We start from the raw sequence: 12,267 nt of genomic DNA on the forward strand, positions 1-12,267 counted from the left end.
CCGTGCGGGGCATTGACACTGTCGGCTGCCCCCGCGTATCGGACATGGGGAACCGGGCCCGGCGCCGGGCCACGTTTCCGGGAAACGTCACCGGGATCAGCGAGAGACATTGCCATGAAGATATCCTACGCCGCGCGCAGCCTGCCGAAGAGCGGCGCCATCGCCGTCGCCGTTCTCCAGGACCGCACGCTGACGCCGGCCGCCGAGGAACTGGACAAGGCCACCGGCGGCGCGGTGCGTCGCGCGCTGAATGCCGGCGGACGCTTCGAGGGCCGCAAGAAGCAGATACTCGAAATCCTGGCGCCGGCGCAGGTGGATAACAGCCGGCTTATCCTGTTCGGCCTGGGCAAGAGCGACGAGCTGAGCGAACTGGATGTCGAGGCTGCCGGCGGCGAGGTGCTGGCCCGTCTCAACGCGCTTGGCGAAACGCAGGCGACCGTGGTTCTCGACACGCTCCCCGGCAGCCCCGTGGACGCGGTCGAGATGGCGGCGCGGATGGGCTTCGGCGCCCGCCTTCGCGCCTATCGGTTCGACAAGTACAAGACCCGCGAGAAGGCCGAGGACAAGCCGACGCTGGAGAAGCTGTCGATTGCCGTCGATGACGAGTCCAAGGCAAAGAAGCGCTTCGATACTCTGGACAAGGTGGCCGACGGCGTTTTCCTGACCCGCGACCTCGTATCCGAGCCGGCGAACGTGCTCTACCCGGAGAGCCTGGCCGAGGAATGCGCGAAGCTGGAGAAGCTGGGCGTCGAGGTCGAGGTCCTGGACGGCAAGCAGATGAAGAAGCTGGGCATGGGCGCGCTGCTCGCCGTGGCCCAGGGCTCGACGCGCGAGCCGCGGCTGGTGGCGATGCGCTGGAACGGCGGCAAGGGCAAGAAGACGCCGCTGGCTATCGTCGGCAAGGGCGTCTGCTTCGACTCCGGCGGCATCTCGATCAAACCGGCCGCCGGCATGGAGGACATGAAGTGGGACATGGGCGGCGCCGGCGTTACCATCGGTCTGATGAAGGCGCTGGCCGGCCGCAAGGCGAAGGTGAACGCCGTCGGCGTGGTGGGCCTTGTGGAGAACATGCCCTCGGGCGCGGCCTATCGTCCCGGCGACATCCTGACGTCGATGTCCGGGCAGACCATCGAGGTTCTGAATACCGATGCCGAGGGGCGCCTCGTGCTGGCCGACGCGCTGTGGTACGCGCAGAAGACTTACGAGCCGGAAACCGTGATCGACCTCGCGACCCTTACGGGGGCGATCATCGTTTCGCTGGGTAGCATCACCGCTGGTGTGTTCTCCAACGACGACGAATTGGCGGAATCGCTCACCACGGCCGGCAAGTCCGTCGCTGAGCCTCTGTGGCGGATGCCGCTTGGCGAGGACTACGACCGCGACATCAACACCGATGCCGCCGACATGAAGAACACCGGCGAGGGCCGCTCGGCCAGCTCGATCGTCGCGGCGCAGTTCCTGCAGCGGTTCATCCAGAAGGACGTCAAGTGGGCGCACCTGGATATCGCCGGCGTGACATGGTCGAAAAAGGACAAGCCGACCGTTCCCAAGGGCGGCACGGCATTCGGCGTGCGTCTGCTGGACCGCCTTATCGCCGATCGCTACGAGGGTTAGGCGAGCAGGTACGCGTGGGAGGCGGTGGCTATCCCGCCGCCTTCCCTGTGCCGGCCCATCTCTCGGCGGCGGCATCGTCGCTCTCGCGCGCCTCGACCCAGCGCTCGCCTTCCGGCGTTTCCTCCTTCTTCCAGAAGGGCGCCTGGGTCTTCAGCCAGTCGATAAGGAACTGACAGGCCTCGAAGGCGGCCTGGCGATGCGGGCTGGCGGTGGCGACGAGGACGATCTGGTCGCCGGGATCCAGACGGCCATGGCGGTGAATGACGAGGCTTGCTTCCAGCGGCCACCGCCAGTGTGCCTCGTCATCGATACGCTGCAGCATTTTTTCGGTCATGCCGGGATAGTGCTCCAGCGTCATGGCGCGCACGCTGTCGTCGCCGTGCATGTCGCGAACCAGGCCAACGAAGCTGCAGAGGCCGCCGATTCGCGGGTTGCGGGCGGTCAGCGCCTTTACCTCCGCGCCCAGGTCGAAGTCCTCACGCTGCACCCGGATCATGGCGCTCAGCCTCCCGTCACCGGCGGGAACAGGGCGATCTCGTCGCCCGCCTTCACGGGATCCCCAGGGCGTGCGTACTCCTGGTTCACTGCGATGCGGATGGCATGACGGTCGGCCAGCGCCTCGCCGTGGCCGGGGGAGCGTGCCTCCAGCCAATCCAGAAGCTGCGCCACGGTGGCAACCCCGGCGGGCGGGGACAGTTCCTCCTCGCCGACACCGGTCTTGGTTTTGAGCCAGGCGAAATACAGAACTTTCATGTGGCGACCTCGCTGAACGGCAGGAAGTCCACGAAACTTCCGGCCTCAAGATAGGTCATCTCCTCGGGCAACTCCACCAGCCCATCGCTTTCGACCATCGAGGAGAGGATGCCGGCTCCCTGGCGCTCGAACTTGCGGGCCACGAGGCCACTGTCGCCGGCCACGAGGCGGCAGCGCACCCACTCCCGCCGCTCCTTTTTCTTCTTGTGGTCGAAATCCGCGCGCACCCGGAAGGTATGCGGCCGCTCCGTCCGGCCGCCCATCAGGCGCAGCAGCATTGGCCGCACGACATTCATAAAGGTGACCATGACGGCAACCGGGTTGCCCGGCAGGCCGACGAAAGGCACGCGACCGACCTGGCCCAGTGCAATGGGCCGGCCCGGCTTAATGGCGAGGCGCCAGGTGTGGATCGTGCCCTGGGCCTCGACCGCCTGCTTGACGTGATCTTCCTCGCCCACGGAAACGCCGCCCGAGGTGAGGACGATGTCGTGGCCGCCGGCGGCCTCGCGCAGCGCCCGCTCCACCGCGTCGCGCCGGTCCGGCAGGATGCCGAGGTCCGCGACCTCGCAGCCGAGGCCGCGCAGCAGGGCGCAGACGGTGTAGCGGTTGGAGTCGTAGATGCAGCCGGGTTCCAGTGGCTGCCCCGGCTCGCGCAGTTCGTCGCCGGTGGAGAACACGGCGGCCCTCAGCGGTCGGGATACCCGGAGGACCGTGCGCCCGACCGCCGCCGCTTGACCCAGATCCTGGGCGCGCAGCCGCTGGCCCGCGTGCAGGACGGTCTCGCCCGCGCGCACGTCCTCGCCGGCGGCGCGCATGTTGGCGCCGCGCTTGATGCCGGGGCGGATGGCAACGTGGCCGTCCGCTTCGGTGCAGTCCTCCTGCATCATCACGGTGTCCGGCCCTTCCGGCATGCGCGCGCCGGTGAAAATGCGCACGGCCTCACCGCGCCTCGCCGGGCCGGGCAGGGGATGGCCCGCCGTCGCCCGGCCGCCGACGGGTAGGCGTGTCTCGGCATCGGTGTTCAGGTCGTCGAAGAATACGGCATAGCCATCGACGGCGGCGTTCGGGTGGGGCGGCACGTCGGTGGGCGCCACCACATCCTCAAGCAGGATACGGCCCAGCGCATCGTGCAGCCCGGCCTCCTCGGCCTCCGTCACCTGTGTGACGCGCGCGGCAATCTCCGCCAATGCCTCGTCCACGCGGATCAGCCGGCCGCCATGCGCGAAGCAATCGTCGCTTAACTGCGCCATTGCCCTACGCAACTCCCTCAGCTCGTGGCGACAGCCCGCAATGCCGGATCACGAAGTCGGCCACGGCCTCGGTGTCGTTCAGGTCCAGGACGGGCACGCGGGCATCCGGCATTGCTTCGTCGCTGGCGATGGCGACCACGTGCGGGTCGTCGCCCGCCAGCATCGGCTTGCCGACCGCCGGGCGATGGACCTCCAGCTTGTCGTGGCCCTCGTGCTTGAAGCCCTCCACCACAACCAGGTCGACCGGCGACAGCCGGGGCAGCAGTTCCCACAACGTCGGCTCCGGCGCGCCGCGATGCTCATGCATAAGCGCCCAGCGGTTCGCGCTGGACACCAGAACCTCGGCGGCACCGGCCTGGCGATGCTCGTAGGAATCCTTGCCGGGCTTGTCGACGTCGAAGTTGTGGTGCGCGTGTTTGATCGTGGACACGCGAAGGCCCCGCGCGGTCAACGCCGGGATCAGCGCGCGCACCAGCGTCGTCTTGCCGCTGCCGCTCCAGCCGGCGATGCCGATAACCTGTGGGTTCCTCGTCATGTTTCCGTCTCGCTTTCCCGCGGCTACTCCCTCACCCTCAAGCCTTCTTCTCCGCCGGCTTCGCCGCGTCGCCGCGCATGTGCTGCAGGCCGCGCACCAGGTAGTCATAACCGGTGATCATGGTAAGCCCGGCGGCGATCCACAATCCGACCTCGCCGATCAGGCGCAGGGGAATCTCCGGCGGGCCGGCTTCGCCGACGATCAGGATGCCCAGCGCCACCATCTGCAGTGCGGTCTTCCACTTGGCCAGCCTGGAGACAGGCATCGGCACCCGGATTTCCGCCAGATACTCACGCAGGCCCGAAACCAGAATCTCCCGGCACAGGATCACGAGAGCCGGTAGAACGACAAGGCCCGTAACCCGCTCGCTGGCCACAAGCATCACGATGACCGCCGCCACCAGCAGCTTGTCGGCGATGGGGTCGAGGAACCGGCCCAACGGCGAGACCTCGTTCCAAAGCCGGGCGATGTAGCCGTCCAGCCAGTCGGTCACCGAGGCCACGACGAAGATGGCAAGCGCAATCCAGCTTGCCCACGGGCCGGTCCAGTACAGCAGGGCCACGATCACCGGCAGCACGACGATGCGCGACAGCGTCAGGATATTTGGCAGGCTGGTCAGCATGACAGCGAAAGTCCTCGCGCTTCAGCGTCAACCGGCGCATTTGTGCCGGATCAGGCGGCGCTGTGGAAGTGGTCGTATACCTTGCGCGCGACTGTTTTGCTGATTCCTTCGACCGCTTCAAGGTCCGCGAGCCCGGCCGCCGCCACCGCCTTGGCCGAGCCGAAATGCAGCAATAGCGCGCGCTTGCGCTTGGCGCCGATGCCCGGCACGTCGTCCAGGGCGGAGCGCAGCCGCGCCTTGCCCCGACCCGCGCGGTGCGTGCCGATGGCGAAGCGGTGCGCCTCGTCGCGCAGGCGCTGGATGAAGTAAAGGACCGGGTCGTCCTTGTTCAACAGCATCGGTTGACGCTCGGGCAGGAAAATGCGCTCCCGCCCGGCGTCGCGGTCCGGCCCCTTCGCCACGCCGACCATCGGCACGTCGGAGATTCCCAGGTCGGCGAAGACCTCCAGCGCGGTGTTGAGCTGCCCGCGGCCGCCATCGACCAGCACGAGATCGGGCCACTGGCCGCTCTGGTTGTCCGGGTCCTCCTTCATCGCGCGCTGGAAGCGGCGGGTCAGCACCTCGCGCATCATGGCATAGTCGTCGCCGGGGGCCGCGGTCGATTCGCCATTCTTATGCGGCGCGGCACCTTCCGTTTCCTCGGCCAGCTTCCGGGTCGTCCGGATCTTGAACTTCCGATACTGGTTCTTGCGGAAGCCCTCGGGCCCGGCGACGATCATGGCGCCATAGGGCTCGCTGCCGCGCGTGTGGCTGTTGTCGTAGACCTCGATCCGCTCGGGCGCCTGTTCCAGGCCCAGGTGCTCCGCCAGCCCTTCCAGCAGCCGGCGCTGACTGTTGCTTTCCGACAGGTGGCGGGCCAGGGCCTCCCGCGCGTTGGTGAGCGCGTGGTCCACCAGCTTGCGCTTGTCGCCCCGCTGCGGCACGTGGATCTCAACCTTCGCCTGCGCCCGCTCGGCCAGCGCCTCGGCCAGCAACTCGCGGTCGTCGGGCGCGTGGCTCAGCAGCAGCAGGCGTGGCACCGGCTTGTTGTCGTAGAACTGCGCCAGGAACGAGGCCAGGATCTCGCCCGGCTCCAGCGTCCGGTCGTGGCCGGGGAAATAGGCGCGGTTGCCGTAGTTCCGGCCGGCGCGAAAGAAGAACACCTGGATGCAGGTCTGCCCGGCCTCCTGGTGCAGGGCGATCACGTCGGCGTCGTGGACGCCGGCGACGTTGATGTCCTGGTGCGACTGGATATGCGCAAGCGCGCGCACGCGGTCGCGATAGATGGCGGCACTTTCGAAGTCCAGGCGGTCGGAGGCGTCCTGCATCGCCTCCTGCAGCTCGCGCTGGATCTCCTGGCTGCGGCCGGAGAGGAAGTCGCGCGCCTGCTGCACCAGCTTTGCGTAGTCTTCCTTGGAGATGTAGTCCACGCACGGTGCCGAGCAGCGCTTGATATGGTACATCAGGCACGGGCGGGAGCGCGCGGCGAACACGTGATCCGTGCAGCTTCGAAGCAGGAACGCCTTCTCCAGCGCCGTGATCGTGCGGTTGACCGCGCCGGCGGAGGCAAAGGGCCCGTAGTAGTCGCCCGGCTGCGTGTGCGCGCCGCGATGCTTCATGATGCGCGGGAAGTCGTGGTCGCCCGTCAGCAGGATGTAGGGGAATGACTTGTCGTCGCGAAGCTGCACGTTGTAGCGCGGCATCAACCGTTTCACGAGGTTGCTTTCCAGCAGCAGCGCCTCGACCTCGGTGTGCGTGGTGACGACTTCCAGGCTGGCGGTTTCCGCCACCATGCGCTGTATCCGGTAGGGTAGCTTCGCAAGCTGGGTATAGGTGTAGACCCGCTTCTTCAGGTTGCGCGCCTTGCCCACATAAAGCGGCTCGCCCTTGCGCGAGAGCATGCGGTAGACGCCGGGACCGCCGGGCAGCGTCTTCACGGCACGCACCAGCACGTCCCGCCCGCGCTCCATCGACACGGCGGGGGCGTTTGCCGACCCGGTGCCCTCGTCCCCGGCGCCGTTCAGCGCGGCGACCTGCGTGAAGGAGTCGCCGGGGTCCTCGTCCGGCCGCATGGCCGAGCGTTTGCCGCCGGCGGAGGGGTCCTTGCGCAATCTATGTCCGCGAAGCTTCGCCATCGTCCCTTCATGTTTTCCCAAGCCGCCGATGCCGTCAACGCGGGGGCCGCGAGAAGCGGTGCCCGAAGGCCGGATGACACCGGCCCTTCCATGGACTCCGTCTCCATGCTCCAGTGCCTCGTATGGAGGATGAAGCAGCGATGCAGCAACGAGCAAATAGCCTGGGCCAGCCCATCGGCCCCGAGGTGCCCGGCTGGACGCCCCGGCCCGCGCCGCCGCGCACGCCGATGCGGGGCCGCTATTGCCATGTGGAGGCGCTTGATCCGGATCGCCATGGCGATGACCTCTTCGCCGCCAATTCGGCGGATGCGGAAGGCCGGATGTGGACCTATATGCCTTACGGTCCTTTCGAGAAACGCGAAAGCTATCTGGAATGGGCGGCGAGGGCGGCGCGGGGCGATGATCCCTTGTTTCACGCCATCGTCGACGCGCAGAGCGGCCGGGCTATGGGCGTGGCAAGCTATCTGCGGATTCAGCCGGCGGCGGGGTCCATCGAGGTGGGGCATATCGCCTTTTCCCCGGCCTTGCAGCGGACCCGCGCCGCCACCGAGGCGATGTACCTGATGATGTACCGGGCTTTCGAGGAACTGGGCTATCGCCGCTATGAGTGGAAGTGCGATGCGCTCAACGCCGCCTCGCGCCGGGCGGCACAGCGGCTGGGGCTGACTTACGAAGGCGTGTTCCGGCAGGCGACGGTTTATAAGGGCCGCAACCGGGACACGGCGTGGTATGCCGCCATCGACGGCGAGTGGCCCCGGCTGCGCGCCGCTTTCGAACGCTGGCTCGATCCCGGAAACTTCGACGGCGAGGGCCGGCAGCGGGATAGCCTCCCGGCCCTGATGACGGCAGCGGGCGATGTCGGTGCAGTGTGAGGCCGTCCAGCGCTGGCGCGGCGCGGAGTTCGCGCTGATCTACATCGCCGCGCCGCTGGTGCATTTCGCGTTCTTCGACACGCTTGGCGTCTTTGCGCCGCTTGGCGTCTTGATGCTTGCGGGTGTCGTTCTGTTGGCGGCGACGCCCGGCTTCGGCTGGCGGGAGCTTGCGGACGTGCGCGCCCTCAGCGGCTGGCTTCCGTTCATCGTCGCCTTCGCGGTCGCCAGCGTGGTCATCATCGGCGGGCTGACGCTGGCCCTGGTGCCGGAGCGGTTGCTCTCGCTGCCCCGCTATCAGCCGAGTCTGTGGGCGGCGATCATGGTGCTTTACCCACTTGTGTCGGTGCTGGGGCAGGAGATCCTGTTCCGCCCCTTGTTCTTTCGCCGCTATGGGCACCTATTCGGCTCACAACGCGCTGCGGTCCTGGCCAACGGCGTCGTCTTCGCGCTTGCCCACGCTTTCTACCAGAATGGTGTCGCGCTCTCCCTGACGTTCCTTGGCGGGCTGGTGTTCGGTTGGGTGTATGCGCGAAGCGGGTCGTTTCCGCTGGTCTTCATTCTGCATGGGCTGGCGGGGCAGGCGATCTTCACGCTTGGCCTCGGCGTTTACTTCTATCACGGTGCGATCCCGTAGAGGCTTGCGTGCATCGGTCTCGATTCCAGGCGACTCCGACCGCGTCCAGGAACCTTATACATCTGTTCTAATTCGATCGGTGGAGTGGTCCACGGAACTTGTGGATAACCATGTGGGCAGCCATGTGACTGCTGTCTCTCGCCCGCAGGAAACCAACCTTCCGTTCAAACTGCCTAAAAAATAGGCACAAATCCTAAGATATTGATTTTACTATATTTTTCAGAAGTCAACTGCAATCAAAGAGTCATGAAACCGCCTCGTCGCCTACTGGTTGCGTCCCAGCGAAACGGGAATTTCTCTTGTGTACAAGTTAGAAGTGCTTACGCAGTCGTGGAAACGACGCCGTTTCAAAAGCTTGGCTATACGATCCTTACTCGCCGTCGCGCGTATGCTCCACCTCGATCCCGATACCAGCGGTATCCGAGTACCGGTCCAGCTTCTCGATACGCACCCTGACGACCTTCGTGCGCGTGTCGTAAAGGCACGCGGCGGCGATCTGGTCGGCCAGGCTTTCAAGCAACAGCGGGGCGCAGTTCCAGGCGATGTCGCGGATCGAGGGAACGATGTGGCGATAGTCGACGACGTAGGCCGGGTCGTCGTGGATCGGCCGCTCCGGCTCCACCTCCAGTTCCACGTTGATGCGGATGCGCTGCGTTTTGGCGCGCTCGCGCTCGGTGACGCCCAGCTTGCAGGTGACGGTAAGGTCGCGCACGAAAATCCGCTGGCGCGTCACCCTGGTCTTGTGTGCCGTCGTCTTGCCCGCGTCCTGCGCCGTCTCGGCCTTCGTCATCGTCTTGCCCCTTGTCGCCCGTCGGCCCGTGCCGTCCCTTGACCTATTCGATCGGCGGGCCGTCCATGCCGGGCATCGCCCAGCCCAGATGCTGCCCACCGTCGAGGGCGATCATCTGCCCCGTCATGGCGCGCGCGGCAAGAATGAACTTCACGGTTTCACAGATTTCCTGCGGCGAAGTGCCGATTCCAAGGGGCATTTGCAAGCACTGCGCGTCGAAGTCCGCCTGGGTCTGCCGTGGTGAGGGTAGGACGGGGCCAGGGCCGATGGCGTTGACGCGGACTCGCGGGGCGAGATCGAGCGCAAGCGTGCGGGTCAGCGTCCACAGGCCCGCCTTGGCCAGCGTGTAGCTGGTGAAACCCGGCGACAGGTTCCACACCCGTGCGTCCAGCAGGTTCACGACCACCCCGCCATGATCGGCCGGAAGCCGGGAGGCCAGCGCCTGGGTCAGCACGAAGGGTGCGCGCAGGTTCGGCTCCAGATGCCTGTCCCAGCTATCTCGCGTTGCCGTGCCGACGTCGTCCCATTCGAACACGCTGGCATTGTTGATCAGAAGCCCGATGGGCCCCAGCGCTGTCTCGGCGGACGGAATAAGGCCGGCCACCGCCGCCTCGTCGCCCAGGTCAGCCTGCAGTGCGACCGCGCGGCCGCCGGCGGCGGCGATCGAATCGACAACCGCGTTGGCGTCGGCCTCGGAGGTGTTGTAGTGGACGCCGACGGCCCATTTCTTGGCCCCGAGATCGCGGGCGATGGCCGCGCCGATACGCCGGGCCGCACCCGTGATGAGCGCGGCCCGCGGATAGCTTTCCGGATGGCGCTGCAAGGCTAGGACTTCGGATCCAGCTTCAGCGCCGCCGAGTTCATGCAGTAGCGCTTGCCGGTCGGCTCCGGCCCGTCGTCGAACACGTGGCCCAGATGGGCGTCGCAGCGGCTGCACAGCACCTCGGTGCGCGGGCGCAGCAGCAGGCTTCGGTCGGACTTGTAGGCGACGGAGCCGTCCCCGATCGGCGCGTAGAAGCTGGGCCATCCGGTGCCGCTGTCGAACTTCGTGTCGGAATCGAACAGCGGCTGGCCGCAGCACACGCAAGCATAGACGCCGGGCGTCTTGCAGTCGTTGTACTCGTTCTTGAAGGGCCGCTCGGTGCCGGCGCGGCGGGTAACGCGGTATTGCTCCGGCGTCAGTTGCTCGCGCCACTCCTTGTCGGTTTTCTGGACCTTCTCCTTCGTGGGTGTATCGGCCATGGCGGCATCTCCCTTACGGCGAATGATGTGTTTCGGCTGCTCAATATGTGTAACCGCAACAGCCGATGGCAAATCTTTAAGAGATCTCGCCGGCGATCACGACATCGGCGGACCGGCTCCGCCAGCGGGAAGCCCCACGGCCAGCGCCACAAGGAACAGCAGCAGCCCGGCGGCGGAACATCCCATCGCGATGCGCAGCAGCCGGAATTTCCGCGCGCAGATGCAGGCCAGGTCGTAGCAATAGCCAAGCTTGCCGCGTGCCAGCTCTGCCGGGTCGCGGCGGCAGACCTCGGCGATATAGGCCTGCGTGTCCGGCTGGCGCGCCACCTCGCCCCAGAACAGGACGCTCGACGTGCCGTTCGTGCTGTCGGCGCTACGCCGGAACCGCGGGAAGACCACCAGAAAGGCGCAGGCCGCGCCGGTCACGAGCAGAACGACGACAACCAGCCACAGCGCGCCCGTGGCCGAGGCGAAGTCCTTCGGCAGGCGGGTGAAGAGGAACAGCAGCGCGGCGGACACCAGCGTGAACAGGATGCCGGCCTTGCGGTCGGCCAGCGTGATGTTCTGCATCAGCGAGGTATGGACGAAGTCGCCGACCCGTTCCTGCTCGACCGTCGGCGTCGGCAGGGGCTCTGCCTGTGCGCCGGCCGCGTTCCGTTCGCTCAACACCATGCCAGCCTGCTACTTCACATTGATGCAGGTGCAGGTGGCGCGCTGTGCCACCTTGTGCGAGACGCTGCCCAGCAGCGCCCCGGTGATATTGCCAAGGCCGCGGCTGCCGGTGACGATCACGTCCGCGCCGACACGCTCGGCGGCGGCCAGGATCTCGTCGGCGGGATCGCCTTCCTCGACGCTGGTGTCGATCTCGCGAAAGCCCTTATGGTGTGCGCGGGACTTGGCCTCGTCCAGATAGCGGTGCCCGATGGCCCGGCGCACCCGCAGGCCGGTTTCGCCGTGCTTGCCCAGCAGCTCGCGTGCGAACAGGCGCGGGTCGCCTTTGCTCTCCATCAGGCCGCCCAGGTTCAGTCCCTCCACCACGTCGCCCAGATATTCGTTCTCCGCCATCCGCCGCTCGCCCTCCGTCAGCGGACGGTCCGAGATGACGTGGACGGCGGTCAGCCTGGCGCCGTACTTCTGCGCCAGATCGACCGCGAAATCGAACGCCTTGTACGCATGGTCCGAGCCGTCGATGGCTGTCACGATATGCTTCATGGCCGGGAGATCCCCAATGTCATCGGTTTCACCAATCGTCTCCAGCGCAGCCCAGGTCATGGTATGCGCATGTTAGGCGGATTGGCAAAGAGGAGAAGGGGAACGGGACGGCTGTGAATTCGAGCTGGAGTGCCTCACTTCCTGCCCAATCGCCGCCCCGCCATCGCGCTGGCGCGGGCGGCCAGCGGCCTATTCCTCGCCGAGCACCATCTGCATGTTCTCCAGATAGGCGCTGCCATAGCTCTCTACGGCGTCGGCGTTCATCCGCTCGCTGGCGAGGTGCATGCCCTCCAGGACATCGGCAATCTTGTCCAGATCGTCGTCGAGGCGCTTGAGCGCGTTTTCCAGCGTGTAGCTCAGCCGGTGGATGCGGTCGATATTGGCCGCGGTCATCTCCTGCGACAGCCGCGTCTGGAGCTCGCGGTTGGTCTCGCGCAGGTTCTTGACTGCCTGTTCCAGGTTGGCCGCCGGCTTGCCGCCGTAATGCTCGACGCGCGCCTCGTCGGCCTGAAGCGGCCCGGCGGCCAGGGCAGTCGCGGCGGCAAGACCGACAGTGGCCAAGGTCCTACGCATGCCGTTTCCTCCTTCAGAAAATGCGAATGAGTTGCATCCGCAATCAATGTCAGAGC

General features: G+C 66.6%; 15 protein-coding genes. 3 read left to right on the plus strand and 12 right to left on the minus strand.

Annotation, left to right across the window (positions count from 1 at the left end; translation table 11 throughout):
• Positions 1-114: 114 nt before the first annotated feature.
• Positions 115-1,614 (plus strand): leucyl aminopeptidase, encoded by a 1,500-nt coding sequence (locus DRB17_RS07090; RefSeq protein WP_114581509.1) that lies wholly within the window; start codon positions 115-117, stop codon positions 1,612-1,614.
• 28 nt (positions 1,615-1,642) lie between these two features.
• Here the strand turns inward: DRB17_RS07090 and moaE are convergent, their stop codons facing one another.
• Genes moaE through uvrC form a run of 6 tightly spaced genes read right to left on the minus strand, consistent with a single transcriptional unit; the run spans position 1,643 to position 6,723 of the window.
• Entirely contained in the window at positions 1,643-2,110 is a 468-nt protein-coding gene (gene moaE / locus DRB17_RS07095) for a molybdopterin synthase catalytic subunit MoaE (RefSeq protein ID WP_114581510.1), read from the minus strand.
• Positions 2,111-2,115: 5 nt separating this feature from the next.
• The gene (gene moaD, locus DRB17_RS07100) at positions 2,116-2,367 is read right to left on the minus strand and encodes a molybdopterin converting factor subunit 1 (protein ID WP_114581511.1); all 252 of its coding nucleotides are present in this window, start codon (positions 2,365-2,367) and stop codon (positions 2,116-2,118) included.
• Positions 2,364-3,617 carry a molybdopterin molybdotransferase MoeA gene (gene moeA / locus DRB17_RS07105; RefSeq protein ID WP_114581512.1) on the minus strand — a complete coding sequence of 418 codons (1,254 nt, stop codon included), beginning with the start codon at positions 3,615-3,617 and terminating at the stop codon, positions 2,364-2,366. Before moeA ends, moaD begins: the two co-directional genes overlap by 4 nt.
• Before the next feature lie 4 nt (positions 3,618-3,621).
• Positions 3,622-4,152: a molybdopterin-guanine dinucleotide biosynthesis protein B gene (gene mobB, locus DRB17_RS07110; protein WP_114581513.1), complete on the minus strand. Its 531-nt coding sequence runs from the start codon at positions 4,150-4,152 to the stop codon at positions 3,622-3,624.
• A gap of 37 nt (positions 4,153-4,189) precedes the next feature.
• Entirely contained in the window at positions 4,190-4,774 is a 585-nt protein-coding gene (gene pgsA / locus DRB17_RS07115; RefSeq protein WP_114581514.1) for a CDP-diacylglycerol--glycerol-3-phosphate 3-phosphatidyltransferase, read from the minus strand.
• 50 nt (positions 4,775-4,824) lie between these two features.
• Entirely contained in the window at positions 4,825-6,723 is a 1,899-nt protein-coding gene (gene uvrC / locus DRB17_RS07120) for an excinuclease ABC subunit UvrC (RefSeq protein WP_241503776.1), read from the minus strand.
• Between the two features lie 305 nt (positions 6,724-7,028).
• Between uvrC and DRB17_RS07125 the strand changes: the two genes are divergently transcribed.
• Both DRB17_RS07125 and DRB17_RS07130 read left to right on the plus strand, forming a co-directional pair.
• Positions 7,029-7,760, plus strand: a complete 732-nt coding sequence (locus tag DRB17_RS07125) for a GNAT family N-acetyltransferase (protein ID WP_114581686.1) — start codon at positions 7,029-7,031, stop codon at positions 7,758-7,760.
• A complete protein-coding gene (locus DRB17_RS07130) occupies positions 7,744-8,394 on the plus strand; it encodes a CPBP family intramembrane glutamic endopeptidase (RefSeq protein ID WP_114581515.1) in 651 nt (216 codons plus the stop codon). The genes DRB17_RS07125 and DRB17_RS07130 overlap by 17 nt, the downstream gene beginning before the upstream one ends.
• 370 nt (positions 8,395-8,764) lie before the next feature.
• Here DRB17_RS07130 and DRB17_RS07135 read toward each other — a convergent pair whose 3' ends face one another.
• The 6 genes from DRB17_RS07135 to DRB17_RS07160 form a co-directional block, all read right to left on the minus strand.
• Positions 8,765-9,184 (minus strand): dihydroneopterin aldolase, encoded by a 420-nt coding sequence (locus DRB17_RS07135; protein WP_114581516.1) that lies wholly within the window; start codon positions 9,182-9,184, stop codon positions 8,765-8,767.
• Between the two features lie 43 nt (positions 9,185-9,227).
• The gene (locus tag DRB17_RS07140) at positions 9,228-10,007 is read right to left on the minus strand and encodes an SDR family oxidoreductase (protein ID WP_114581517.1); all 780 of its coding nucleotides are present in this window, start codon (positions 10,005-10,007) and stop codon (positions 9,228-9,230) included.
• A 2-nt stretch (positions 10,008-10,009) separates the two neighbouring features.
• On the minus strand, positions 10,010-10,426 hold the full coding sequence (gene msrB / locus DRB17_RS07145) for a peptide-methionine (R)-S-oxide reductase MsrB (protein WP_114581518.1): 417 nt from the start codon (positions 10,424-10,426) through the stop codon (positions 10,010-10,012).
• A gap of 96 nt (positions 10,427-10,522) precedes the next feature.
• Positions 10,523-11,098 (minus strand): Pycsar system effector family protein, encoded by a 576-nt coding sequence (locus DRB17_RS07150; protein ID WP_114581519.1) that lies wholly within the window; start codon positions 11,096-11,098, stop codon positions 10,523-10,525.
• 9 nt (positions 11,099-11,107) lie between these two features.
• Entirely contained in the window at positions 11,108-11,638 is a 531-nt protein-coding gene (locus tag DRB17_RS07155; protein WP_161958734.1) for a universal stress protein, read from the minus strand.
• 189 nt (positions 11,639-11,827) lie between these two features.
• Positions 11,828-12,211 carry a DUF6746 family protein gene (locus DRB17_RS07160; RefSeq protein WP_114581521.1) on the minus strand — a complete coding sequence of 128 codons (384 nt, stop codon included), beginning with the start codon at positions 12,209-12,211 and terminating at the stop codon, positions 11,828-11,830.
• Between the last annotated feature and the right edge of the window lie 56 nt (positions 12,212-12,267).

The organism is Ferruginivarius sediminum, assembly GCF_003344765.1.
In the GTDB taxonomy this organism is placed as follows: domain Bacteria; phylum Pseudomonadota; class Alphaproteobacteria; order Kiloniellales; family Rhodovibrionaceae; genus Ferruginivarius; species Ferruginivarius sediminum.

Coding starts and splice junctions, on each gene's coding strand:
- DRB17_RS07090 (WP_114581509.1), top strand. CDS start 115: ATGAAGATATCCTACGCCGCGCGCAGCCTGCCGAAGAGCGGCGCCATC.
- moaE (WP_114581510.1), bottom strand. CDS start 2,110: ATGATCCGGGTGCAGCGTGAGGACTTCGACCTGGGCGCGGAGGTAAAG.
- moaD (WP_114581511.1), bottom strand. CDS start 2,367: ATGAAAGTTCTGTATTTCGCCTGGCTCAAAACCAAGACCGGTGTCGGC.
- moeA (WP_114581512.1), bottom strand. CDS start 3,617: ATGGCGCAGTTAAGCGACGATTGCTTCGCGCATGGCGGCCGGCTGATC.
- mobB (WP_114581513.1), bottom strand. CDS start 4,152: ATGACGAGGAACCCACAGGTTATCGGCATCGCCGGCTGGAGCGGCAGC.
- pgsA (WP_114581514.1), bottom strand. CDS start 4,774: ATGCTGACCAGCCTGCCAAATATCCTGACGCTGTCGCGCATCGTCGTG.
- uvrC (WP_241503776.1), bottom strand. CDS start 6,723: ATGGAGCGCGGGCGGGACGTGCTGGTGCGTGCCGTGAAGACGCTGCCC.
- DRB17_RS07125 (WP_114581686.1), top strand. CDS start 7,029: ATGCAGCAACGAGCAAATAGCCTGGGCCAGCCCATCGGCCCCGAGGTG.
- DRB17_RS07130 (WP_114581515.1), top strand. CDS start 7,744: ATGTCGGTGCAGTGTGAGGCCGTCCAGCGCTGGCGCGGCGCGGAGTTC.
- DRB17_RS07135 (WP_114581516.1), bottom strand. CDS start 9,184: ATGACGAAGGCCGAGACGGCGCAGGACGCGGGCAAGACGACGGCACAC.
- msrB (WP_114581518.1), bottom strand. CDS start 10,426: ATGGCCGATACACCCACGAAGGAGAAGGTCCAGAAAACCGACAAGGAG.
- DRB17_RS07150 (WP_114581519.1), bottom strand. CDS start 11,098: ATGGTGTTGAGCGAACGGAACGCGGCCGGCGCACAGGCAGAGCCCCTG.
- DRB17_RS07155 (WP_161958734.1), bottom strand. CDS start 11,638: ATGAAGCATATCGTGACAGCCATCGACGGCTCGGACCATGCGTACAAG.
- DRB17_RS07160 (WP_114581521.1), bottom strand. CDS start 12,211: ATGCGTAGGACCTTGGCCACTGTCGGTCTTGCCGCCGCGACTGCCCTG.